The 22,316-nt window shown below is 72.7% G+C and carries 23 protein-coding genes; 9 read left to right on the top strand and 14 right to left on the bottom strand.

Annotated features, from left to right (window positions below):
• Positions 1 to 43 precede the first annotated feature (43 nt).
• The 3 genes from cobT to ACFV57_RS29715 form a co-directional block, all read right to left on the bottom strand.
• Positions 44 to 1,090 carry a nicotinate-nucleotide--dimethylbenzimidazole phosphoribosyltransferase gene (gene cobT / locus ACFV57_RS29725; protein WP_385238513.1) on the bottom strand — a complete coding sequence of 349 codons (1,047 nt, stop codon included), beginning with the start codon at positions 1,088 to 1,090 and terminating at the stop codon, positions 44 to 46.
• A 10-nt stretch (positions 1,091 to 1,100) separates the two neighbouring features.
• Entirely contained in the window at positions 1,101 to 1,877 is a 777-nt protein-coding gene (locus ACFV57_RS29720) for a class I SAM-dependent methyltransferase (protein ID WP_385238511.1), read from the bottom strand.
• Positions 1,878 to 2,026: 149 nt separating this feature from the next.
• Positions 2,027 to 3,295, bottom strand: a complete 1,269-nt coding sequence (locus ACFV57_RS29715; RefSeq protein ID WP_385238509.1) for a bifunctional adenosylcobinamide kinase/adenosylcobinamide-phosphate guanylyltransferase — start codon at positions 3,293 to 3,295, stop codon at positions 2,027 to 2,029.
• A gap of 230 nt (positions 3,296 to 3,525) precedes the next feature.
• Between ACFV57_RS29715 and ACFV57_RS29710 the strand changes: the two genes are divergently transcribed.
• Positions 3,526 to 3,732 (top strand): hypothetical protein, encoded by a 207-nt coding sequence (locus tag ACFV57_RS29710; protein ID WP_385238507.1) that lies wholly within the window; start codon positions 3,526 to 3,528, stop codon positions 3,730 to 3,732.
• Between the two features lie 117 nt (positions 3,733 to 3,849).
• Here the strand turns inward: ACFV57_RS29710 and ACFV57_RS29705 are convergent, their stop codons facing one another.
• The 3 genes from ACFV57_RS29705 to ACFV57_RS29695 form a co-directional block, all read right to left on the bottom strand.
• Entirely contained in the window at positions 3,850 to 4,944 is a 1,095-nt protein-coding gene (locus ACFV57_RS29705) for a S1C family serine protease (RefSeq protein ID WP_385238505.1), read from the bottom strand.
• A gap of 156 nt (positions 4,945 to 5,100) precedes the next feature.
• Entirely contained in the window at positions 5,101 to 5,829 is a 729-nt protein-coding gene (locus tag ACFV57_RS29700) for a class I SAM-dependent methyltransferase (RefSeq protein ID WP_385238503.1), read from the bottom strand.
• A gap of 86 nt (positions 5,830 to 5,915) precedes the next feature.
• A complete protein-coding gene (locus ACFV57_RS29695) occupies positions 5,916 to 6,512 on the bottom strand; it encodes a DUF3043 domain-containing protein (protein ID WP_385238502.1) in 597 nt (198 codons plus the stop codon).
• Positions 6,513 to 6,817: 305 nt separating this feature from the next.
• On the opposite strand from ACFV57_RS29695, the gene ACFV57_RS29690 reads away from it, so the two are divergent.
• From ACFV57_RS29690 to ACFV57_RS29670, 5 genes are all read left to right on the top strand, one after another.
• The gene (locus ACFV57_RS29690) at positions 6,818 to 7,618 is read left to right on the top strand and encodes a PspA/IM30 family protein (RefSeq protein ID WP_078624462.1); all 801 of its coding nucleotides are present in this window, start codon (positions 6,818 to 6,820) and stop codon (positions 7,616 to 7,618) included.
• A 75-nt stretch (positions 7,619 to 7,693) separates the two neighbouring features.
• Positions 7,694 to 7,972 carry a hypothetical protein gene (locus ACFV57_RS29685; RefSeq protein WP_385238500.1) on the top strand — a complete coding sequence of 93 codons (279 nt, stop codon included), beginning with the start codon at positions 7,694 to 7,696 and terminating at the stop codon, positions 7,970 to 7,972.
• Between the two features lie 91 nt (positions 7,973 to 8,063).
• On the top strand, positions 8,064 to 9,392 hold the full coding sequence (locus tag ACFV57_RS29680; protein ID WP_385238498.1) for a sensor histidine kinase: 1,329 nt from the start codon (positions 8,064 to 8,066) through the stop codon (positions 9,390 to 9,392).
• Positions 9,389 to 10,075 (top strand): response regulator, encoded by a 687-nt coding sequence (locus tag ACFV57_RS29675; RefSeq protein ID WP_385238496.1) that lies wholly within the window; start codon positions 9,389 to 9,391, stop codon positions 10,073 to 10,075. Before ACFV57_RS29680 ends, ACFV57_RS29675 begins: the two co-directional genes overlap by 4 nt.
• 251 nt (positions 10,076 to 10,326) lie before the next feature.
• Positions 10,327 to 13,488, top strand: a complete 3,162-nt coding sequence (locus ACFV57_RS29670) for an efflux RND transporter permease subunit (RefSeq protein ID WP_385238494.1) — start codon at positions 10,327 to 10,329, stop codon at positions 13,486 to 13,488.
• Between the two features lie 53 nt (positions 13,489 to 13,541).
• On the opposite strand, the gene ACFV57_RS29665 is transcribed toward ACFV57_RS29670, so the two are convergent.
• Together ACFV57_RS29665 and ACFV57_RS29660 are read right to left on the bottom strand one after the other, a co-directional pair.
• The gene (locus ACFV57_RS29665) at positions 13,542 to 13,742 is read right to left on the bottom strand and encodes a DUF397 domain-containing protein (RefSeq protein ID WP_385238492.1); all 201 of its coding nucleotides are present in this window, start codon (positions 13,740 to 13,742) and stop codon (positions 13,542 to 13,544) included.
• 1 nt (position 13,743) lies between these two features.
• Positions 13,744 to 14,565, bottom strand: a complete 822-nt coding sequence (locus tag ACFV57_RS29660) for a Scr1 family TA system antitoxin-like transcriptional regulator (protein ID WP_385238490.1) — start codon at positions 14,563 to 14,565, stop codon at positions 13,744 to 13,746.
• A gap of 72 nt (positions 14,566 to 14,637) precedes the next feature.
• Here ACFV57_RS29660 and ACFV57_RS29655 point away from each other — a divergent pair, with 72 nt between their 5' ends.
• On the top strand, positions 14,638 to 15,048 hold the full coding sequence (locus ACFV57_RS29655; RefSeq protein WP_385238488.1) for a hypothetical protein: 411 nt from the start codon (positions 14,638 to 14,640) through the stop codon (positions 15,046 to 15,048).
• 125 nt (positions 15,049 to 15,173) lie between these two features.
• On the opposite strand, the gene ACFV57_RS29650 is transcribed toward ACFV57_RS29655, so the two are convergent.
• From ACFV57_RS29650 to nadA, 3 genes are all read right to left on the bottom strand, one after another.
• Positions 15,174 to 15,425: a type II toxin-antitoxin system RelE/ParE family toxin gene (locus tag ACFV57_RS29650; protein WP_385238486.1), complete on the bottom strand. Its 252-nt coding sequence runs from the start codon at positions 15,423 to 15,425 to the stop codon at positions 15,174 to 15,176.
• Positions 15,422 to 15,676 carry a type II toxin-antitoxin system Phd/YefM family antitoxin gene (locus ACFV57_RS29645; RefSeq protein WP_385238484.1) on the bottom strand — a complete coding sequence of 85 codons (255 nt, stop codon included), beginning with the start codon at positions 15,674 to 15,676 and terminating at the stop codon, positions 15,422 to 15,424. The genes ACFV57_RS29650 and ACFV57_RS29645 overlap by 4 nt, the downstream gene beginning before the upstream one ends.
• A gap of 165 nt (positions 15,677 to 15,841) precedes the next feature.
• Positions 15,842 to 17,029 carry a quinolinate synthase NadA gene (nadA, locus tag ACFV57_RS29640; RefSeq protein ID WP_385238482.1) on the bottom strand — a complete coding sequence of 396 codons (1,188 nt, stop codon included), beginning with the start codon at positions 17,027 to 17,029 and terminating at the stop codon, positions 15,842 to 15,844.
• 289 nt (positions 17,030 to 17,318) lie between these two features.
• Between nadA and ACFV57_RS29635 the strand changes: the two genes are divergently transcribed.
• Positions 17,319 to 17,672: a HesB/IscA family protein gene (locus tag ACFV57_RS29635; protein ID WP_385238480.1), complete on the top strand. Its 354-nt coding sequence runs from the start codon at positions 17,319 to 17,321 to the stop codon at positions 17,670 to 17,672.
• A gap of 157 nt (positions 17,673 to 17,829) precedes the next feature.
• Here ACFV57_RS29635 and ACFV57_RS29630 read toward each other — a convergent pair whose 3' ends face one another.
• Together ACFV57_RS29630 and ACFV57_RS29625 are read right to left on the bottom strand one after the other, a co-directional pair.
• Positions 17,830 to 19,368, bottom strand: a complete 1,539-nt coding sequence (locus ACFV57_RS29630) for a hypothetical protein (RefSeq protein WP_385238478.1) — start codon at positions 19,366 to 19,368, stop codon at positions 17,830 to 17,832.
• Between the two features lie 99 nt (positions 19,369 to 19,467).
• The gene (locus tag ACFV57_RS29625; protein WP_385238477.1) at positions 19,468 to 19,716 is read right to left on the bottom strand and encodes a hypothetical protein; all 249 of its coding nucleotides are present in this window, start codon (positions 19,714 to 19,716) and stop codon (positions 19,468 to 19,470) included.
• Positions 19,717 to 19,857: 141 nt separating this feature from the next.
• On the opposite strand from ACFV57_RS29625, the gene ACFV57_RS29620 reads away from it, so the two are divergent.
• Positions 19,858 to 20,832, top strand: coding sequence for a carbohydrate kinase family protein (locus ACFV57_RS29620; protein ID WP_385238475.1), 975 nt, complete (start codon positions 19,858 to 19,860; stop codon positions 20,830 to 20,832).
• Between the two features lie 58 nt (positions 20,833 to 20,890).
• On the opposite strand, the gene ACFV57_RS29615 is transcribed toward ACFV57_RS29620, so the two are convergent.
• Positions 20,891 to 22,279 (bottom strand): cysteine desulfurase/sulfurtransferase TusA family protein, encoded by a 1,389-nt coding sequence (locus ACFV57_RS29615; RefSeq protein ID WP_385238473.1) that lies wholly within the window; start codon positions 22,277 to 22,279, stop codon positions 20,891 to 20,893.
• Positions 22,280 to 22,316: the final 37 nt, after the last annotated feature.

Raw genomic sequence — 22,316 nt, 5'->3', positions numbered from 1 at the left:
CCGGCCAGTTACTGGTGCGCGGGCCGTTGCCGGCCGGCGCCGCTCAGTCGCGTACGGGCAGGTCTGCCGCCAGAGCCGCGGCCGCCTGCACCAATGGCAGAGCGAGCAGCGACCCCGTCCCCTCACCAGCAGTGACGCCGTGATCGAGCAAAGGGTTGAGCGCGATCCGGTCGAGTGCCTTGGACTGCGCCGGCTCGCCGCTGACCTGCCCGGCCAGCCACCAGTCCGGCGCCCGGAACGCCACCCGCTGCGCCACCAGCGCGCACGCCGCCGAGACCACCCCGTCCAGGATCACCGGGGTGCGCCGGACCGCGCTCTGCAGCAGGAAGCCGGTGATCGCGGCCAGGTCGGCGCCGCCGGTGGCGGCCAGCAGCTCCAGCTGGTCGCCGAGGACCGGCCGGGCCCGGCGCAGCGCGTCACGGATCGCCGCGCACTTGCGCATCCAGGCCAGGTCGTCGAGGCCCGCGCCGCCGCGCCCGGTGACCACCGACGCGTCGGTGCCGCACAGCGCGGCGATCAGCGCGCTCGCCGCGGTGGTGCCGCCCACGCTCAGATCGCCGAGCGCGACCAGGTCCGTACCGGCGTCCGCCTCCTCGTCGGCGACCGCCATGCCCGCCCGGAACGCCCGCTCGGTCTCCTCGGGCGTCAGCGCGTCCTCGATGTCGATCCGGCCCGACCCGCGCCGCACCCGGTGCCGGGTGACCTCCTCCGGCAGCTCCGCCGGGTCGCAGTCCACCGCTATGTCCACCACCCGCACCGGCACCCCGGCCCGGCGGGCGAGGATCGCCGCCGGGCTCGCCCCGTCCAGTACGGCCCGTACGAGGTCCTTGGTGCTCCCGGCCGGGCGGCCCGACACGTCCAGCGACGCCACCCCGTGGTCGCCCGCGAACAGCACCGCACGCGGCCGCTCGACCGGCCGTACCGGCACCTGCTGCTGCGCGGCGGCCAGCCACTCGCCCAGCTCGTCCAGCCGCCCCAGCGCCCCCGGCGGCACCGCCAGCCGCTGCCGCCGCTCCTCGGCGTCACGGCGCGCGCCGCCGTCGGGGCGCTCGATCAGGTGGGCGAAGTCATCGAGGTTCAGGGCGCTCATTCGGCGCAGATTACCGGGAACGGCGGCCGGCGGCCCGATCCGGGTCGGCCGGGGCGCCGCCGGGCCCGGGTCCCGCGGCGGTCCCGAGGCCGCCGAAGCGGATCTCGGTGACGCTACGGGCGGGCGTGTGCAGCAGCGGTACGTGCCGCCGCCACCGCGCCAGGCGCCCGGCGAGCGGCCCGCGGCCGGGCGGCGGCACCTCGCGCACGGCGACGATGTTCGGGTGCGCGCCCGCCACCCCGGGCCGGTCGGCGGCGTCCATGCCCCAGCGCAACGGTGGCAGGTCCAGGGCCGTACGGGCGTCCGTACGCGGCCGGTCCCGGCCCGCGCACCAGCGGGGTACGGCGTCGAAGACCAGCGCCCCGCCGGGCAAGCGCTCCGCGCAGGCCGCGAACAGGGCGCGTACTTCGGGCGGCCGGAGGAACATCAGCAGCCCGCGCGCGGTCACGACGACTCCGCGCTCCGGCGAGCGGACCGCGTCCAGCCAGCCGAAGTCGGTCACCGGGCAGGCGAGCGTGCGCCGCCGGGGCCCGTCCGGCAGCAGCATGCGGCGCACCGCGGCGGTCTCCGGCGACTGCACGGCCAGCCAGTGCAGCCGCCCGTTGTCGAGCCGCCAGAAGGCGGTACTGCCCAGCCCCTCGCCGAGCGCGACGACCGTCGCCCACGGGTGCCGCCGCACGTACGCGCGGACGGCGGTGTCGAGACGGCGGGCGGTACTGGTGGGCGGGGCGGACGTGCCGGTCACCCGGCTGTCCGTACCGGCCGCCGAAGCGTCCGTACCGGTCACCGGGCCGTCAGTACCAGCCGCCGGACCACCCGCACCGGTCACCGGGCCATCGATATCGGTCACAGGAGCAAGACCACCCGGCACCGCGGGCACGGGCAAGCGGACACGGGGGCGGCGCCTCCCGCGTCATCCACGCAGCTCTTCCCGTGTCATCCGCGCAGCGCAAGCGCCTGCCCGGCGACGACCAGCAGGACGTGTTCGCACTCGGCGCCGAACATCGCGTTCAGCCGTCCCAGTTCGTCGCGGAAGCGGCGGCCGGACGCGGTCGCCGGCACCACCCCCGAACCGACCTCGTTGCTCACCGCGACCACCGGGCGCCGGGCACCGCGCACCGCCGCGACCAGCTCGTCCACCCGTGCGCGCAGCGCCCGCTCACCGCCCGCCGCCCACTTCCCGTCGTCCCACGCGCCGACCTCGTCCATGGCGTGCGTCAGCCACAGGGCGAGGCAGTCGATGAGCAGCGGCGAGTCGTCCGGCGCCGAGGGCGTGGCCGCGCCGGACGGCCGGTCCTCCGGACGGGCGCCGCCTTCGAGGAGCGGCACCAGGTCGCAGGTCTCCGCCGTACGCCAGGACGCCGGACGGCGCTCCCGGTGCGCCGAGACCCGCGCCGCCCACTCGCCGTCCCCGTCCCGGGTGCCGCCGGTCGCCACGTACAGGACGTCGGGGAAGGCGGCCAGCCGCCGCTCGGCCTCCGCCGACTTGCCGCTGCGCGCGCCGCCCAGCACCAGCGTGCGCCGCGGCAGATCGGGCACCGCGTGGTACTCGCCGACCAGCAGCGACGTGCCGTCCGGCACGGTCCGCGCGCCCGCGGCGGCCAGCCGGCGGTGCAGCTCGGGGCCGGGCGGCGCGCCGTGGTCCAGATGGACGCCCAGCACGTCGGTCGCCGCGTCCACGGCGCCGCTCGCCCGCAGCCGCGCCAGCGCGTCCGGCCGCCCCAGGACGTCCAGCAGGACCATGTCGTACGGGCGGGTGCCCCGGCCGTGCCCCTCGCCCTCGCCCAGACCGGCCGGTGCCGCGCCCGGCGGCAGGTACAGCAGCCGCTCGCCCTCGGCGCCGCCGACCTCGTATCCGGTGCCCGGCACGTCCACCGCCACGGCCCGCACCCGGTGCCCGTCCAGCAGCGCCAGCTCCCTGCCGTCCGCGACCCGCCCCGGCTGCGGCAGCCCGGCGGGCACTTCCATCGCGGGCCCGTCGTGCGGGTGCGAGAGCAGCACCTGCCGTACGGCGGTCAGTGAATGCCCGGCGCGGGCGGCGGCGAAGGCCGGGCCCGGCGTCAGATCGAGGAGCAGCGCCCCGTCGACGAGCAGCGCGGTGGCCGCCCGCGCCTCGTCGCCGACGGCGGTGGCGCAGGCGGCACAGGGGCAGCCGGGGCGCGGCAGCCCCTGGGGGGCTCCGGTGCCGAGGAGAGTCAGTTCCACGGGCCGATTTTCTCCCGACCGCGCCGACCGGGCGCGCGGGGGCCCGTCTCGACACGGCCGTTAGGCTGCGGAACAGCACGTACGCGGGACGTACGCCACGCGTTCGCGGGGAATATGCCGCTCGTACGGCGCTCGTACGGAGCACACGCGCAGGACAGGAACAGGACCGCGCCGCGCCGCGGCGGCGGCCCGCGCACCAGCAGGCACTCGGTGGGACCCAGGAGGCGGACATGACGTGGACGTGGCGGTTCGAGAAGGCCGACGGTACGGAGACGGAGCCCGCGGTGCAGCCGGAGGACTTCACGACCCAGGGGGACGCGGAATCCTGGATCGGCGAGGTGTGGAAGGACCTGCTGGAGGGCGGCGCCGACCGGGTGACGCTCTTCGAGGACGGCACCGAGATCTACGCGATGAGCCTGCACGCCGACGCGGGGTGAGCCGCTGACGGGGGCGGCCGCCGGCGGGCGGGCCGTGGGTGCCCGTGCCGTGACGACCTGTTCGCCGCGGCACGGCAGCCACCCGGCCCGCGGCGGCCCCCACCCACCCCGACTTCCCTAGATCGTCCCGAGCGTCACCTTCACCGTCTTCCGAGAGCCGTCCCGGTCGACCGTGACGTCCACCTTGTCGCCGGGCTTGTGGCCCGCCAGCGCCTCCGACAGCGCCTGCATCGTGCGCACGTCCGTCCCGTCGAACTTCACGATGACGTCGCCCGCCTCGATGCCCGCCCGGTCCGCCGGACCGTCCTCCTTGACGCTCTCGACGCTCACCCCGGCGCCCTCGAAGTCCGCACCCACCAGCGTGCGGCCCGTGATGCCGAGCGCCGCCCGGCCCGAGTTGGTGACCTTGCCGTCCTTGATGATCTGGTCGGCGATGTCGCGCACCGTCGAGGCCGGGATGGCGAAGCCGATGCCGGGCGCCGCCCCCTCGCCCATCTGCGGGTCCGTGGCGGCCAGCGTCGGAATGCCGATGACCTGGTCGGAGAGGTTGACCAGCGCGCCGCCGCTGTTGCCGGGGTTGATGGCGGCGGAGGTCTGCACCATGTTGGCGATGGTCGCGCCCGTACCGCCACCGCTGCTGGGTTCGCTGACGGTGCGTCCGGTCGCCGAGACGATGCCCTGGGTGACGCTGCCGGACAGCCCGAGCGGGCTGCCCATGGCGAGCACGATCTGCCCGATCTCGACCTTGGCGGAGTCACCGAACGTCGCGGGTTTCAGGTCCTTCGGCGCGCCGTCGATCTTGATGACGGCGAGGTCCTGCTCCGGATACGAGGCGACCAGCGACGCGTTCAGGGAGCGGCTGCCCCGCGCCGTGGTGACCTTGAACTTCTTGTCATCACCGACGACGTGCGCGTTGGTGACGACATGGCCCCGCGCGTCGTACACCACCCCGGACCCCAGCCCCTCCCCGGTGGTGATCTGCACGACCGACGGCAGGACGTCCTTGACCACCTTCTGGTACGCCTCCTGGAGGTCGTTGCCCACGCTGGGGGCCGCCGCCTTCGCGGGGGAGGTCGCGGCCGGCGAGGAGGTGCCCGCACCGCGCCCGGAGGAGGACTCGGAGCCGGAACAGCCGGCCACCGGCGCGATCGCACACAGGACGGCCGCCGCGGCGACCGCCGCCCGCTGAGGGGAAGTCGGTGAAGGCGTCATGTCTGAAGTGTCCCGTTAGCACTCCGGATTCGCCCGGCCATCCACCACCGTGGCGAGAAACTGCGTCGCCGCCGTCAGGGCCGGGGGCGCGCACCCGGCGATCCCGCGCCGCCCCGTGCTCCCGCGCCCCTCATGCTCCTGCCGCCGTGTGGCCGCCTACCGCCCCTCGCCCCCCGCTCCGCCCCGTACGCCGCACAGGTGCAGCAGGGCGGCCACCGCTCGGTACGGGTCCGTGCGGCCGGCGCGGTCTTCGGTGGTCAGCAGGTGTTCCAGTTCGCCTTCCGGCGGCAGTGGGGCGTCGTCCGCCGCGAGGTCCGTGAAGAGGCGCACGCCGTACCAGGTCTCCAGCGGCGCGCCGATCCCGACGAGCGTGGCGGTCAGTGTCGCCAGGCGGTCGGCGCGGGCCTTCAGGCCGAGGCGGTTGACGTACTCGGACGAGTCGAAGGCGTCGAGGGCGGTGCCCCAGTCGCCGGACAGGCCGGGGCGCATCGCGAGCGCGTCGGCGTTGCGTACGACCAGCGACAGCAGGCCGCCGGGTGCCAGGACGCGTGCCAGTCCGGCCAGCATCGGGTCCGGTTCCGCCACGTACATCAGCACGCCGTGGCACAGCACCACGTCGAAGGCGCCGGGGAGGAAGTGCACGCCGGTGTCCCGGCCGTCGCCCTCGATCAGCTCCACGCGCTCCTGGATGCCGGCCGGTTCCGCCGTCAGCGCCGTACGGGCCGCCGCCAGCATCGCCGGGTCGGACTCCAGGCCGGTGACCCGGTGCCCGGCGCGGGCCAGGCGCAGCGCCTGAGTGCCCTGGCCGACGCCGACGTCGAGCACCCGCAGCCGCTGTCCCACCGGGAAGCGCGCCGAGATCTGCTCCTCCAGCTGGCGGGCCACCAGCTCCTGGCGGACGGTGTTGCGCAGTCCGCCCAGCCCGCCCAGCCATCGCCCAGCACCGGGCGAGAAGCCCGAAGCGGTCGTGTTCAGGGTCGTTCTCCGCGCTTGACCTGCGGCTTCGGCAGGCGCAGACGGCGCATCTGGAGGGTGCGCATCAGGGCGTACGGCTTGACGCCCTTGTGGTTCTCGTTCGGGAAGCGCTCCTTGAGGCGCTTGCCCAGCGCGAACCACAGCACGAACGAGTCGACGACGATCAGCACGATGATGAACAGCCACAGCAGCAGCGCGATGTTCTGGATGCCCGGCTGGCGCAGCATCGTCAGCACCAGAATGATCACGGCCATCGGCAGGAAGAACTCCGCCACGCACCAGCGCGAGTCGACGAAGTCGCGCGCGAAGCGGCGCACCGGGCCCTTGTCGCGGACCGGCAGGAACCGCTCGTCGCCGTTGGCCAGCGCCTCGCGCTGCCGGGCCATGTCGGCGCGGCGCGCCTCACGCGACGCCTTCGCCGCCTCCTTGCGGTTGGCCGGCGTCTGGGCGCGCGTACGGCGCTGCGACTGCGCCTGGCTGCGCTTCGGCGTCGGGCGGCCCTTCGGGGCCTGCGGGTCGCGGGGCTGCTGGGGCTCGGACGCGGTCACCTTGGTGGTCGCGGCCTGCTCATCCTTCGAACGGCTTCGGAACACACACGCAAGAGTACGGGGTGGTGGTGCATGGACCACAGCGGCATGGGGAACGATCCGGCAACGGCGTGACCCGGCGATCGTCGCCGCGCGAGGGGCATAACGGGGCGAAAGGGGCACGGTGCGGGGCCCCCGGGCAGTCCCTACTCCTTGCGCCGGATACCGGCCGCACCCTGATCGTCCTGCAGGAGGAGCGCATCCGGGCCCGAACAGTGCGGTAATGGAACCGAGGCCCGTACTGTGGGGTCTGTAGATGTGCTGGAGCCTAAGCCCGATGTAACTCGGTCAGAAGGGGGCGCGCGAGGCCCATGAGCGGTGTCATGAAGCGGATGGGGATGATCTTCCGCGCGAAGGCCAACAAGGCCCTGGACCGGGCCGAGGATCCGCGCGAGACCCTTGACTACTCGTACCAGAAGCAGCTGGAGCTGCTGCAGAAGGTCCGCCGCGGCGTCGCCGACGTGGCGACCTCCCGCAAGCGCCTGGAGCTGCAGCTCAACCAGCTCCAGAACCAGTCCTCCAAGCTGGAGGACCAGGGCCGCAAGGCCCTCTCGCTCGGCCGCGAGGACCTGGCCCGCGAGGCGCTGTCCCGCCGGGCCGCCCTCCAGCAGCAGGTCACGGACCTGCAGACGCAGCACCAGACCCTCCAGGGTGAGGAGGAGAAGCTCACCCTCGCCGCCCAGCGCCTGCAGGCCAAGGTCGACGCCTTCCGTACGAAGAAGGAGACGATCAAGGCCACGTACACCGCCGCCCAGGCCCAGACCCGGATCGGCGAGGCGTTCTCCGGCATCTCCGAGGAGATGGGCGACGTCGGCATGGCCATCGAGCGCGCGGAGGACAAGACCGCGCAGATGCAGGCCAGGGCCGGCGCGATCGACGAGCTGCTCGCCTCCGGCGCGCTCGACGACCCGACCGGCATGGCCAAGGACGACATCACCGCCGAGCTGGACCGGCTCTCCGGCGGCAGCGACGTCGAGCTGGAGCTCCAGCGGATGAAGGCCGAGCTGGCCGGCCCGGGTGCCGACAAGCAGGCCATCGAGGGCGGCCAGGCCGGCCAGGGGCAGCAGGCCCCGCAGGCGCAGCCCGGGCAGCCGCGTTTCGACAAGCAGTGACGGCCGGCGGCGGTTAGCCTCGTCGGGACCGCCGCACCGGACCAGGCCGCCGCACCGGACCAGAAGGAGACCGTCGTGATCGTACGGATCATGGGGGAGGGGCAGGTGAAGCTCGACGACGCGCACTTCGTCGAGCTGAACAAGCTGGACGACGAGCTGCTCGAAGAGATGGAGAGCGGCGACGAGGACGGCTTCCGGCGCACCCTGGGCGCCCTTCTGGACGCGGTGCGCCGCCTGGGCGCCCCACTGCCGGACGACTCCCTGGAGCCGTCCGAGCTGATCCTGCCCGCCGAGGACGCGAGCCTCGACGAGGTCAGGCAGATGCTCAGCGACGACGGCCTGATCCCGGGCTGACCGGCCGCCCGGCCCGCCGGGCGGCCCGCATCACCTCCAGCGCAGGCAGCGCCCCGGAACCCGCACGGGTCCGGGGCGCTACCGTTTTCCCGTGACTCCCCTCGCCCCCGGTCAGCCCGGTTCGCGTCCGGGCGGCGGCCCGCTCGCCTGGATACGCGCGCATCCCCGCGCGTTCGACGCCGTGCTGGCGGCGGCCGTGCTCGTGGCGATCCTGGTCGGCGCGGTGGCCGAGCCGCACGGGCCGCACGGCCCCCGGTTCGGCCACCGCGAACTGACCACCACCACCGTGGTCCTCGCCGTCGTCGCCAGTGGCGCCCTCGTACTGCGCCGCCGCTTCCCGCGCAGCGTGCTGGCCGTCACCGGCGTCTGCACCGTCCTCGAACTGGTCCTGGAGACCGAGGCGCCGCGCGCCCCGGTCGCCTGCGCCGTGGTCATCGCGCTGTGCACCCTCGCCGCCCGCACCGACCGCTCCACCACCTGGCGCGTCGGCGCACTGACCGTCGTCGTGCTCACCGCCGCCGCGATGCTCTTCGGGGCCCGCCCCTGGTACGCCCAGCAGAACCTGGGGATCTTCGCGTGGACCGGCATGGCCGCCGCGGCCGGGGACGCGGTCCGCAGCCGGCGCGCCTTCGTCGCCGCCATACGGGAACGGGCCGAACGCGCCGAACGCACCCGCGAGGAGGAGGCCCGGCGCCGCGTCGCCGAGGAGCGGATGCGCATCGCCCGCGAACTGCACGACGTGGTCGCCCACCACATCGCCCTGGTCAACGTGCAGGCCGGAGTCGCCTCCCACGTCATGGACAGCCGCCCCGACCAGGCCAAACAGGCGCTGGCGCACGTACGCGAGGCATCCCGCTCCGCCCTCGACGAACTGCGCGCCACCGTCGGGCTGCTGCGCCAGTCCGACGACGACCCGCACGCGCCCACCGAACCCGCGCCGGGCCTGGGCGTACTGGACCAGCTCGTCGACGGCTTCGTACGCGCCGGACTGCCCGTCGGACTCGACGTCCCGCGCCCGGCGGACGCGCTGCCCGCCGCCATCGACCTCACCGCGTACCGCATCGTCCAGGAAGCGCTGACCAACGTGCACAAGCACGCCGGTCCGGGCGCCCGCGCGACGGTCCGCATCGTGCGCGCCGCCGACGCCCTGACCGTCACGGTCCTGGACGACGGCGCCGACCCGGCCGCCGCCGACCGCACCGGCGGCGACCGCGACGAGGACGAACGGGAGCCGGGCACCGGCGGCGGACACGGCCTGACCGGTATGCGCGAGCGCGTCGCCGCCCTGCGCGGCACGGTCGAGACCGGGCCACGCGCCTCCGGCGGCTTCCGGGTGCACGTACGCCTGCCACTCCAGCCAACCCAGACCACACGGGCCACCGTGCCCGGCCGCATCTGCCGCACGGGGGAGCCCGGATGACCATCAAAGTTCTGCTCGCCGACGACCAGGCACTGCTCCGCAGCGCCTTTCGCATCCTCGTCGACTCCGAGCCCGACATGGAGGTGGTGGGGGAGGCGTCCGACGGCGCGCAGGCGTACGAGCTGACCCGGGCCACGGGCGCGGACGTGGTCCTCATGGACATCCGGATGCCGGGCGTGGACGGCCTCGCCGCCACCCGCATGATCAGCGCCGACCCGGACCTGACCGCCGTACGCGTGGTCATCCTGACCACCTTCGAGGTCGACGACTACGTGGTGCAGTCGCTGCGGGCCGGTGCCAGCGGCTTCCTCGGCAAGGGGGCCGAGCCGGACGAGTTGCTGGGCGCCATCCGGATCGCGGCGGCCGGTGAGGCGCTGTTGTCGCCGGCCGCCACCAAAGGGCTGATCGCCAAGTTCCTGGCCCAGGGGGAGGACACGGCCGACGCCGGGCCCGGCCGCCGCGGCACCGCCGAACTGGCCACCCTCACCGGCCGCGAGCGCGAGGTGCTGGTCCTGGTCGCGGGCGGACTGTCCAACGACGAGATCGCCGAGCAGCTCGCGGTCAGCCCGCTCACCGTCAAGACGCATGTGAACCGCGCGATGGCCAAGCTGGGCGCCCGCGACCGGGCCCAGCTCGTCGTCATCGCGTACGAGTCGGGGCTCGTGCGCCCGCGGGTGCGGTAGGGGCCGGTCCGCCCACGGGTGCAGCGGGGGGTGGAGACCGCCGTACTCCGAACGCTGTACTGCGGGTGGGGCGGAAACCGACCTGGGAGCGAGGAAAAGCGCGTGGGGCATGGCGGATCGTTTAGTCGGGCCAGTGGTGCCCGCCCGCCCGAACGCCGTACCGAACGCCGTACGCGCCGGAGCGCCGTGCCGGGGTGCCGTACCCGAACGCCGTACCGGACGCCGTACAGAACAGAAGAGAGACCCCACCCATGTCCTGGCTGTCCCGACTCAGCCTCGTACAACGGGGCCTGACAGCGCTGGTGTCGATCGTCGCGATCGCCTTCGGCGCCATCGCGATCCCCCAGCTCAAACAGCAGCTCCTGCCCACCATCGAACTGCCCATGGTGTCCGTGCTGGCGCCCTACCAGGGCGCCTCGCCCGACGTCGTCGAGAAGCAGGTGATCGAACCGCTGGAGGACGGAGTCCAGGCGGTCGACGGCATCAAGGGCGTCACCTCGACGGCGAGCGAGGGCTCGGCCGTCATCATGGCCCAGTTCAACTACGGCAACGACTCCAAGCGGCTGGTCGCGGACGTGCAGCAGGCCGTCAACCGGGCCAGGGCCAAGCTGCCGAAGGACGTGGACCCGCAGGTCGTGGCCGGCTCGACGGACGACATCCCGGCCGTCGTCCTCGCCGTCTCCGCGACCGGCAAGGACCAGCAGACGCTGGCCGACCAGCTCGACCGCAGCGTGGTACCCGGCCTGAAGAACATCGACGGCGTCGGCCAGGTCACCGTGAACGGCGTCCGGGACCGCATCGTCGCTGTCACCCCCGACGACGCCAAGCTCGCGCGGGCCGGGATGACGGCCACGGCGCTCGGCCAGGCGCTGGAGGCGGGCGGCGCGTCCGTCCCCGCCGGTTCGTTCGCCGAGAAGGGCCGCAGCAACACCGTCCAGGTCGGCTCCGGCTTCACCTCCGTGCAGCAGATCCGCGACCTGCCGCTGACCCCGGCGGGCGGCCCCGGCGGCAGCACCGGGGGCGCCTCGGCGGGCAAGCCGGTACGCCTCGGTGACGTCGCCACCGTCAAGGAGGAGCAGGCCACCCCGGCCTCCATCACCCGCACCAACGGCAAGCCCAGCCTGGCCGTCATGGTGACCATGGGCCAGGACGGCAGCGCCGTCGACATCTCCGACGCCGTCAAGGACAAGCTGCCCGGCATCCGTACGGCGCTCGGCAAGGGCGCCGAGGTGACGGTCGTCTCCGACCAGGGCCCGGCGGTCTCCAAGTCCATCGAGTCGCTGACCACCGAGGGCCTGCTCGGCCTGGTCATGGCCGTGATCGTGATCCTGGTCTTCCTGCTCAGCCTGCGTTCGACGCTGGTCACCGCGGTCTCCATCCCGCTGTCCGTCGTCATCACGCTGATCGTGCTGTGGACCGGCGACCTGTCGCTGAACATGCTCACCCTCGGCGCGCTGACCATCGCCATCGGACGCGTCGTGGACGACTCGATCGTCGTCCTGGAAAACATCAAACGGCACCTCGGGTACGGCGAGGAGCGGCAGCAGGCCATCCTGACCGCCGTCCGCGAGGTGGCCGGCGCGATCACCTCCTCCACCCTCACCACCGTGGCGGTCTTCCTGCCCATCGGCGTGGTCGGCGGCATGGTGGGCGCCCTGTTCGGCTCCTTCTCCATCACCGTGACGGTCGCCCTGCTCGCGTCCCTCCTCGTCTCCTTGACCGTCGTCCCGGTCCTGTCCTACTGGTTCCTGCGCGCCCCGAAGATCCCCGAGGGTACCGACCCCGAGGAACTGCGCCGGGCCGCCGAGGCCAAGGAGAGCGGCAGCCCGCTCCAGCGGCTGTACGTCCCCGTACTGCGCTTCGCCACCCGCCGCCGCGTGACCAGCGTCGTCATCGCCGTCGTCGTCCTCCTCGGGACCTTCGGCATGGCCCCTCTCCTCAAGACCAACTTCTTCGACCAGGGCGACCAGGACACCCTCAGCGTCAAGCAGGAGCTGAAGCCGGGGACCAGCCTCGCCGCCTCCGACGCGCAGGCCGAGCGGGTGGAGAAGATCCTCGCCGGGATGGACGAGGTCGCGGACTACCAGGTCACCGTCGGCTCGTCCGGCTTCATGGCGGCCTTCGGCGGCGGCAGCGGCGCCAACCAGGCCTCGTACCAGCTCAAGCTGAAGGACGCGGCGGACTCCGGGAAGGTCACCGACAGGCTCCGCGCCGAACTCGACAAGCTCGGCAAGGACATCGGCGAGACCACCGTCTCCGCCGGAGGCGGCGGCTTCGGCAACCAGGACCTGAGCGTGGTGGTCAAGGCCGCCGACGCGGACGTGCTGAAGAAGGCCTCGGAACAGGTACGGGCCACCGTCGCCGGACTCAACCACGTCACCGACGTACAGAGCGACCTGGCGCAGAGCGTGCCCCGGGTCTCCGTCCAGGCCAACGAGAAGGCCGCCGCGGCCGGTTACAGCCAGGCCGCCCTCGGCCAGGTCGTCGCCCAGGCGGTGCGCGGCACCACCAGCGGCAAGGCGATGATCGGCAACACCGAGCGGGACGTGGTCGTCACCTCCGCCCACCCGGTCACCTCCGAGGCCACCCTGCGCGACCTCGCCGTACCGACCCCGGCGGGCCCCGCCAAGCTCGGTGACCTCGCCACGATCCGTACGGTCGCGGGCCCGGTCCGCAGCACCCGCATCGACGGCGCCCGGTCCGCCACCGTCACCGCCAAGCCGACCGGCGACAACACCGGCGCGGTCACCGCCCAGCTCCAGACCAAGATCAAGGACCTGAAGCTGCCGGAGGGCGCCACCGCCGAGATCGGCGGCGTCTCCGCCGACCAGTCCGACGCGTTCGGCTCGCTCGGCCTGGCCATGCTGGCCGCCATCGCGATCGTCTTCATGCTGCTCGTGGCGACCTTCCGGTCCCTGATCCAGCCCCTGATCCTGCTCGTCTCGATCCCCTTCGCGGCGACCGGCGCGATCGGCCTGCTGGTCGCCACGGGCACCCCGATGGGCGTCCCGGCGATGATCGGCATGCTGATGCTCATCGGCATCGTCGTCACCAACGCGATCGTGCTGATCGATCTGATCAACCAGTACCGCGCGCAGGGTTACGGCGTCGTCGAAGCCGTCATCGAGGGCGGCCGCCACCGCCTGCGCCCCATCCTGATGACCGCCCTCGCCACGATCATGGCCCTCCTCCCGATGGCCCTGTCCGTCACGGGCGACGGCGGCTTCATCTCGCAGCCGCTGGCGGTGGTCGTCATCGGCGGCCTGATCACGTCCACGCTGCTGACGCTGCTGCTCGTACCGACGCTGTACGCGATGATCGAGCTGCGGAAGGAGCGGCGGGCGGCGAAGCGGATGGCCCGAAGGGCCGAAGCAGCCGACGAAACCCGCACGCCGGAGACGGCGGGAGTCTGATCCGCACACAGGACAGCCCGTCCCAGGAGGTCTCTGGGACGGGCTGACGCGCGTCAGGCTGCCTTGAGGGCCGTGATGAAGGCGGTCCAGGAGGTGGCCGGGAAGGTGAGTATGGGGCCGTGGGGGTTTTTGCTGTCGCGTACGGGGATGGTGCCGGGGATGTCGTCGGCGACCTCGACGCAGTTGCCCCCGCCGGCGTTGCTGTAGCTGCTCTTGCGCCAGCGAACGGCGCTCGGCTCGGGGGGCGTTCGCATACTAGTAATCCTCCATCGCCTTTCGGATCAGGACGGCCGACTCCGCCAGTGGGAGGGCGTCGGCGCGCAGTACCTCGTACCGTCGCCGCCACAGCTTCACCGTGTCCGCCACCTCATAGAGATGACCGGTGTCGATGCCTTCTTCATAGGCCACCGAGGAGCCTCCGGAGAGCGTCAGCAGGGTCAGCGCGCCGCTCATGAGCGTGTGCAGCCCTGCGCTGAACGGCATCACCTGCACCTTGCTGCTAGGAGTATCCACGTGCTCCAGTAGCGAGGCCAGTTGTTCGTACATGCATTCTTTGTCGCCGGCCTGCCGTCGAATCACGGATTCGTCGATGATCGACCACCGGTAGGGCTCCGGGCCCGAGCGCCGCCCCGCCTGCCTGGACATCCTGATCGCCACTTGTTCCTCGACCTGCTCGTCGGTCAGGTGGTCCAGGCGGCCGAACAGCACCCGGGCGTACGCCTCGGTCTGCAACGCTCCGGGCACGACCTGCGGCTCATAGTTCTCGATTGTCTCGGCCTGTGCCTCCAGATCCATGAACCGCCGGTACTGATCCGGATGCGCTTCCCGTTTCGCGAGTTGGTAGAGCCCGTGGAAGTGCTCGGCTGTGCCGAACGCTGCGTCCAACCTGGATGGCAGGTCCGGTGGTGGCAGTAGCTCCGCCGTTTCGATTCGCGCCAACGTGCTCTTGCTGGAGTTGACCACGCTCGCCAACTGCACCAGCGACAGCCTCGCAACCTCGCGATGGCGGCGTTGTTCGGAGCCGAAGTAGTGGCGGGCGGACACGTACGGGGTCAGGGCCCGGGCGGTGAACTTCATGGGGGTGCGCCTCTCTGCCGTCCCATTCTCAACAGTGGGAAGTGCCGCTCCTGTTGAGATCCACGTCGCACCGTGACGATGGTGCTGCACACGGTAGTCACCGGGTGCCTGGGTGTGCTGGAGAAGGTGAGATGTGCAATGTGCCAATGCGTCGAGGGGCAGGGCGGGCCGCTACGGCTGCTGCCGTGGACCACGCCCGAAGGCAAAGCGTGCTACCTCAATACGGATGACGCGGAGAGCCTTCTGTCCTTGCTCGCCGATGAGATGGAGGAAGGGCTGGTGCAGGCGGCGGAGGAGCTGGTGACGGCTGACGCCGCCGGGCTACCGGAGTTGCGCCGTGCGCTGCGCGACGTACTGCGTGTCGCCGTCAGCCGGGGTGCCCGCCTGGCGCGGGAGGGGGAGCGGCCCTGCGAACACGGGGCGACCGAGCGGTTCGGCGGCAAGACGTTCTGCTGCGGCTGTCGGCGGCAGATCTACCTGTGAGCGGGTCCGGAGCGGCAACGGAGCCCGCCTCGGGCCGCGGGCGTCCGACTTCCGCCGCGCCCGGTCCGGTCCGGCCCGTCCCGGGAAGTCTCCGGGGCGGGCCGGCGCATGTCCGGTCCTCTGCGTCACCCGAGCCGGCCGATGTGGATGACCACGATCGTGACAGTGGCCTCGGTGACCTCGTACAGCACCCGGTAGCGACCGACGTGCATCCGTCGCAGGTCAGGAGAGCCGTACTCGGCGCTGCCCGTCGGGCGTGGCTGGGTGCTGAGCAGGTCGACGGCGTCCAGCAGCAGGCGCAGTCCGTCGGCGTCGTCCTTGAGAAACCGGGCCGCCGCATCGATGGCAGCCGGGTCCCAGATGATCTCGTACGTCAACCGCGCTCCAGTCCGAGCCGCGCGCGTACCTCGTCGTGCGGAACGCCTGCGGGCTCGCCGGATGCCTGCCGCGCGCGGTAGCGCGCCAGCGCCAGGGCGTCCTCCAGATCGGCGAGCTCTCGGGGGTTTATCAGCACGGCCGCCGGCTGGCCGTGATCAGTGATCGTGATCCGCTCACGGGCGTGGGAGGTGCGGCGCACCAGTGACCCGAACCGTGCGCGCGCTTCGGTGATCGGCAGAGTGTCACTCATGTGCAGAACTGTACACTTCACGCTCCTTCGGTAGGTCGCTTTCTGGCGAGGGTTACCCCATCGAGTGCCTCGCAACAAGGGGACGAGACGACTGTGGGGCCGTGCCGGACCTGTCGTCCGGCACGGCCCCACGGGCCGCGGCGCTGCGCGCCCAAGGCGCTCCGCCTACGGCAACGCCAGCATCCGCTCCAGCGCCAGCTTCGCGAAGCTCTCCGTTTCGCGGTCCACCTGGATGCGGTTGACGAGTTTGCCCTCGGCGAGGGATTCCAGGGTCCAGACCAGGTGCGGGAGGTCGATGCGGTTCATGGTGGAGCAGAAGCAGACCGTCTTGTCGAGGAAGACGATCTCCTTGTCCTCCGCGGCGAAGCGGTTGGCCAGGCGGCGGACGAGGTTCAGTTCGGTGCCGATGGCCCACTTGGAGCCGGGCGGGGCGGCCTCCAGGGCCTTGATGATGTATTCGGTGGAGCCCACGTAGTCGGCGGCGGCGACGACCTCGTGCTTGCACTCGGGGTGGACCAGGACGTTCACGCCGGGTATCCGGGCCCGTACGTCCTCGACGGATTCGAGCGAGAACCGGCCGTGCACGGAGCAGTGGCCCCGCCACAGGATCATCTTCGCCGCGCGCAGCTGCTCGGCGGTCAGACCGCCGTTCGGCTTGTGGGGGTTGTAGACGACGCAGTCGTCCAGGGACATGCCCATGTCGCGTACGGCGGTGTTGCGGCCCAGGTGCTGGTCGGGCAGGAACAGCACCTTCTCGCCCTGCTCGAAGGCCCAGTCCAGCGCCCGCTTGGCGTTGGAGGAGGTGCAGATCGTGCCGCCGTGCTTGCCGGTGAAGGCTTTGATGTCGGCGGAGGAGTTCATGTACGAGACCGGGACGACCTGCTCGGCCACGCCGGCCTCGGTGAGCACGTCCCAGCACTCCGCGACCTGCTCCGCCGTCGCCATGTCGGCCATGGAGCAGCCGGCGGCCAGGTCGGGCAGGACGACCCGCTGATCGTCGGAGGTGAGGATGTCGGCGGACTCGGCCATGAAGTGGACGCCGCAGAAGACGATGTACTCGGCGTCCGGGCGGGCCGCGGCGTCGCGCGCCAGCTTGAAGGAGTCGCCGGTCACGTCCGCGAACTCGATGACCTCGTCGCGCTGGTAGTGGTGCCCGAGGACGAAGACCTTGTCGCCGAGCTTCGCCTTGGCGGCGCGGGCACGCTCGACGAGACCGGGGTCGGACGGGGCCGGCAGGTCGCCGGGGCAGTCCACGCCGCGCTCGCTCTTGGGGTCGGCCTCGCGGCCGAGCAGCAGCAGCGCGAGCGGGGTCGGCTGGACGTCCAGGGGCTGGGCGGTGGTCACGGCACGCACCCTCTCTTGTCGTCTTGAGCGCGGCGGATCCGCACCCGGGGGGCCGGCGCTGGCACCGGGACCCTTTTCGTCGATTTGACGCTATCTATCATAGCCGCTTCACGTCACTTTGACGATGGGCATCGCGTCGATGTGACGCATCCCCGTGCCCGGGCCGCCCGCGCTCCGCCCGTGGTGTGCGAGCATGAAAGACGAAAGAACGAGAACGTCGCGCCCAGCCGGAATGAATTCCGGGCCCCGTCGGTTGCAGCCGAGGGCAAGCGGTCCGTACAACCCGGGAGAGATCTAGATGAGCGTTCAGGACGAGACCACCGTCGGCGACGGCATCATCCTGTCCGACGCGGCCGCGTCGAAGGTGAAGGCCCTGCTGGAGCAGGAAGGCCGCGACGACCTCGCGCTGCGGGTCGCCGTCCAGCCCGGCGGCTGCTCCGGACTGCGCTACCAGCTCTTCTTCGACGAGCGGTCGCTCGACGGCGATGTGGTCAAGGACTTCGACGGTGTCAAGGTCGTCACCGACCGGATGAGCGCCCCGTACCTGGGCGGCGCCTCCATCGACTTCGTCGACACCATCGAGAAGCAGGGCTTCACGATCGACAACCCGAACGCCACGGGCTCCTGCGCCTGCGGCGACTCCTTCAGCTGATCCGTCCGGCCGGTCCGTCCGCCGCATCGACGGAGCCGGCCGAGGACAGCGGGACGTACGACGGCGGCGCCCCCCTTCGCGGGGAGCGCCGCCGTTGTCGTGTCCGTGGCCGGCCGCCGGGCGGCCGGATCACGTCATTCGCCGCCTTCGGCGGACGCTACTTCGCCGGCACCTCCTTGCCCGTCGAAGCGTCCACGACATCCCGCCCGGCCAGCGGCTTGTCCAGCGGCACCGTCTGCGTGAACTGCTTCGCCATCTTCACGCAGATCTGGTTCGGCTTCTTCTCCTTGCCGATGACCTCGGCCTTCACGCTCTTGCCGGTCTGCTCGGCGGTGGCCGAATACGTGCTGCACACGCCGCCCCAGAAGTGCAGCTTCAGGGCCTTGCCGTCCGCGCTGACCTCGTACGACTCCAGGCCCATCGCCCCGGCCTTGCCCGACGGGCTGCCGCTGTTGGGCGGCTGCGCGGGACCGGCCGAGGAGCCGTCGCCGCCCTTGACGTACTTCGGGTCCACGGCGGGGTGGGTGACCGTACCGGCGCCCGTCTGCTGCACCTTGTAGAGCCACGAGGGCACGAGCGCCTGGCGGCCGTTGACGTACTGGACCGAGAGGCCGAAGACCGCGCCGGTCACGTCGGCGGGCTTGTGCGCGGCGGCGTTCCCCGCGCAGGGCTCGACGCCCCGGCCCGCGCCCTGCTTCTGCTGCGGCTCGGCCGTCGCACAGCCGCCGGTGCCGGAGTTGGCGCCGCTGTGCGCGGCGTTGAGGCGCTCCAGCGTCTTCTCGGCGCTCTGCACCGGATACGTGTCGCCCTTGACGGGCGGGGCCAACTGGCCGCTGCCGCCGACGACCTGGCCGTCCGAGCCGATCTGGATGTCGCTCTGCCAGCCGTATGTGGGCAGGCCGCCCACCACCGGGTTGGCGCTGACGATCCGGACCGCGCCGGACAGGCCGCTCGCGTCCACCTTGGCGCCCTTCTGGCCGAGCGCCTCCAGCACCGGCTGCGCCGCCTGCTTCGCCTTCTCCTGCGAGACGGCGTCCTTGCCGCTGCCGTCGTCCTGGGTGGAGGCGTCGCCGCCCCGGTACGACGGACAGCCGGGCCCGCTCGCCTGCGAACCGCTGCCGCCGCCCTTCGGCGCGGGCTCCGCGCAGCCGGTGCCGCCGGGCGTGCCGTACTCTGAGTACGTCCACGAGCCGGAGCCGCCCTTGGCCACCTGGAGGACGGGGCTGCGCGCGTCCCGCGTCAGGCCGCCCACCTTCCAGGAGTTGCCGTCCGAACGGACCTTGCCGGGCAGGCCCAAAGCCTTCGCCAACCGGGCCACCGCCTCCTGGCCGACCTCGCCGCGCGGCTGGTAGACGGGCGCCGAGGCGGGGCCTTCGGGCAGCTTGCCCGTCGCCCGGTAGCCCGAGCCCTGCGGGTTGGGCTCGCCGGGCGCGATGCCGCTGCGCGAGCCCGCGTTCTGTCCGTACCCGTCCAGGGCCAGCGGCGGCGGGCCGCCTTCCGGGCGGGCGCCGGCGTCACTGTTCCCGCCGCCGGAGGCGGTCGAGGCCCAGTACGCCGCGCCGCCGCCGGCCAGCAGGACGGCCGCGGCCACCGAGGCCGCGATCAGCGGACTGCGCCGGCGCCGTGCGGTGGTCTCCTGGGTGTCGTCGCTGGAATTGCCTCCGCCGGACGCGGGGGGAGTGTCCTCGGTGCTCACCGCTTCGCTCCTTCGGCTCCGCTGAACAACTGACATGTCCTCCTCCGTGGGGAGGACGCCGGTTGGACGGAGCCGGTGCGTCCGCGGTTCCCCGCGGCCTCAGTCGCCGTACTCGGACATCCCGCTGACCAGCGCGGCGGACGAGGCGGGGACGCTGATCCCGTGCAGCTCGCGGGCGGGTGGCGGGGGTGCCTGGGGGCCGCTGCGCCAGTGCGGCGCCATCCGCGCGCAGTCCCCCAGCAGCTGGGCCATGGACTCCGGCTCGGCCACGGAACCGGGGGCGCGGCAGGGGGCGGCGGCACGAACGGCAGCCGAACGGGGTGTGACGCCCTTCACATGCTTGGTCATACGGGCACCGTACGCATCTCGCGCCTCGCGGAGAAAGCCCTACTATCGGGTAGTTTCTGCTGGTGGGAGGGGATCAGGACACCCGGTACCGTTGACCAACGTCCGTCCCGTCCTTCCGCCTCCCGCAGGAGCAGACCCGTCGTGCGTATCGCAGTCACCGGCTCCATCGCCACCGACCACCTGATGACCTTCCCCGGCCGCTTCGCCGACCAGCTGGTCGCCGACCAGCTGCACACGGTCTCCCTCTCCTTCCTGGTCGACGAACTCGACGTCCGGCGCGGAGGCGTGGGCGCCAACATCTGCTTCGGCATGGGCCAGCTCGGCACCGCGCCGATCCTCGTCGGCGCCGCCGGAAACGACTTCGAGGAGTACCGCGCCTGGCTCGACCGGCACGGTGTGGACACCCGCTCGGTCCGCATCTCCGAGGTCAAGCACACCGCCCGCTTCGTGTGCACCACCGACGCCGACCACAACCAGATCGGCTCCTTCTACACCGGCGCGATGAGCGAGGCGCGGCTGATCGAGCTGCACACCGTCGCCGAGCGCGTCGGCGGCCTGGACCTCGTGCTGATCGGCGCGGACGACCCGGAGGCGATGGTCCGCCACACCGAGGAGTGCCGCAGCCGCAACATCCCCTTCGCGGCCGACTTCTCCCAGCAGATCGCCCGGATGGACGGCGAGGCGATCCGCACGCTGATGGACGGCGCCGCCTACCTGTTCAGCAACGAGTACGAGAAGGGCCTCATCGAGTCCAAGACCGGCTGGACCTCCGAGGAGATCCTCGCCAAGGTCGGCACGCGGGTCACGACGCTGGGCGCCGACGGCGTCCGGATCGAGCGGGCCGGCGAGCCGGACATCGTCGTCGGCACCGCCGAGGAGAAGGCCAAGGCCGACCCGACCGGCGTCGGCGACGCCTTCCGCGCCGGCTTCCTGTCCGGCCTGGCCTGGGGCGTCGGCCTGGAGCGCGCCGCGCAGATCGGCTGCATGCTGGCGACCCTGGTCATCGAGACCGTCGGCACCCAGGAGTACGAGCTGCACCGCAGCCACTTCATGGACCGCTTCACCAAGGCGTACGGCCACGAAGCCGCCGCCGACATCCGGGCCCATCTGGCCTGATCCGGCCCCTTCGGGTGCGGCGGTCCGCCGAGGGGCGCCGCACCCGGGAGCCGTACGGTCACACGAGGCGCCGCACCACGTACGCGGCGCCCCGCTCCGCCGCCCGCTCGCCCACGTACTCCTGGCCCCGCATCCCGCACCACGCGGGAATGTCCAGCCGCGCCGCCTCGTCGTCCGCCAGGACGGTCAGGGTGGCGCCCACCGGCACGTCGCCGATCACCTTCGCCAGCTCGATGACCGGCACCGGGCACCGCTTGCCCAGCGCGTCCACGACGCGTTCCGCGGCGGGGGAGGGGACGGCTTCCGGGGTGGCGGCGGCCGGGGCGCCCAGCGCTTCCCGTACGGAGCGGACCGCGTCCGGCAGGACGTCCAGGAAGCGTTCGACGTCCGCCTCGGCGGTGCCCGCCGGCAGCGACACCCGGACGTTGCCCTCGGAGAGCACGCCCATCGCCCGCAGCACATGGCTCGGGGTCAGGGTGCCGGAGGTGCACGACGACCCGGAGGAGACGGCGAAGCCGGCCCGGTCCAGCGCGTGCAGCAGGGCCTCCCCGTCGACATAGAGACACGAGAAGGTGACCAGGTGGGGGAGCCGCCGTACGGGATCGCCGACCACCTCGGTGTCGGGCACCGACGCGGCCACCCGCGCCCGGACGCGGTCCACCAGCTCCCGCAGCCGGGCCGCCTCGGCCGCCGCCTCCGCCTGCACGGCGCGCAGCGACGCCGCCGCCGCGACCACGGCGGGCAGGTTCCCGAAGCCCGGCACCCGGCCCGACTCGCGCTCGTCCTGCGGACCCTGCGGCGCGAACCGGGTGCCCTTGCGGACCACCAGCAGCCCCACACCCGGCGGGCCGCCCCATTTGTGCGCGCTGCCCGTCAGCAGCGACCAGGCGCCGCCGACCGGCCCCCAGGGGAGCGACTGGGCGGCGTCCACCAGCAGCGGCACCTCCGCCTCCCGGCAGGCCGCGGCGGCCTCCGCCACGGGCTGCTCGGTGCCCACCTCGTGGTTGGCGGACTGCAGGGCGGCCAGCGCGGTGTCCGGGCGCAGCGCGGCGGCCAGATCCCCGGCGGCGACCCGGCCCGTACGGTCCACGCCGACCTCGGACACCGAGCCGCCGGCCGCCTCGTGGGCCGCGGCGGCGTGCAGTACGCAGGAGTGCTCCACCGCGGAATGGACCAGATGGCGGCCGACACGCCGACGCGCGGCGAGCGTGCCGGACATGGCCGAATGCACCGCCTGCGTCCCCGATGGAGTGAAAACGAGCTCGTCGGGTCGACAGCCGACGGCCTCCGCCGCGGCCTCCCGGGCCGCGTCCAGCAGCAGCCGGGCGCGGCGGCCCTCCCGGTAGGGGCGGGCCGGGTCGGCCCAGCCCTCGTCGAGCGAGGCGAGCAGGGCCTCCCGGGCGACCGGGTGCAGGGGTACGGCCGAGGCGGCGTCGAAGTAGGACACGCCCCCGACGCTAGCGTGTCGCGTCCCGCCGCCGGGC

The sequence above is a fragment of the Streptomyces sp. NPDC059788 genome (genome assembly GCF_042732265.1).
Lineage (GTDB): Bacteria > Actinomycetota > Actinomycetes > Streptomycetales > Streptomycetaceae > Streptomyces.
The sequence above is the reverse complement of the archived record's forward strand: the minus strand, read 5'-3'. Positions and strand labels throughout refer to the sequence as shown.

Coding starts and splice junctions, on each gene's coding strand:
- cobT (WP_385238513.1), bottom strand. CDS start 1,090: ATGAGCGCCCTGAACCTCGATGACTTCGCCCACCTGATCGAGCGCCCC.
- ACFV57_RS29710 (WP_385238507.1), top strand. CDS start 3,526: ATGACGTGGACGTGGCGGTTCGAGAAGGCCGACGGTACGGAGACGGAG.
- ACFV57_RS29705 (WP_385238505.1), bottom strand. CDS start 4,944: ATGACGCCTTCACCGACTTCCCCTCAGCGGGCGGCGGTCGCCGCGGCG.
- ACFV57_RS29690 (WP_078624462.1), top strand. CDS start 6,818: ATGAGCGGTGTCATGAAGCGGATGGGGATGATCTTCCGCGCGAAGGCC.
- ACFV57_RS29675 (WP_385238496.1), top strand. CDS start 9,389: ATGACCATCAAAGTTCTGCTCGCCGACGACCAGGCACTGCTCCGCAGC.
- ACFV57_RS29670 (WP_385238494.1), top strand. CDS start 10,327: ATGTCCTGGCTGTCCCGACTCAGCCTCGTACAACGGGGCCTGACAGCG.
- ACFV57_RS29665 (WP_385238492.1), bottom strand. CDS start 13,742: ATGCGAACGCCCCCCGAGCCGAGCGCCGTTCGCTGGCGCAAGAGCAGC.
- ACFV57_RS29660 (WP_385238490.1), bottom strand. CDS start 14,565: ATGAAGTTCACCGCCCGGGCCCTGACCCCGTACGTGTCCGCCCGCCAC.
- ACFV57_RS29645 (WP_385238484.1), bottom strand. CDS start 15,676: ATGAGTGACACTCTGCCGATCACCGAAGCGCGCGCACGGTTCGGGTCA.
- ACFV57_RS29635 (WP_385238480.1), top strand. CDS start 17,319: ATGAGCGTTCAGGACGAGACCACCGTCGGCGACGGCATCATCCTGTCC.
- ACFV57_RS29625 (WP_385238477.1), bottom strand. CDS start 19,716: ATGACCAAGCATGTGAAGGGCGTCACACCCCGTTCGGCTGCCGTTCGT.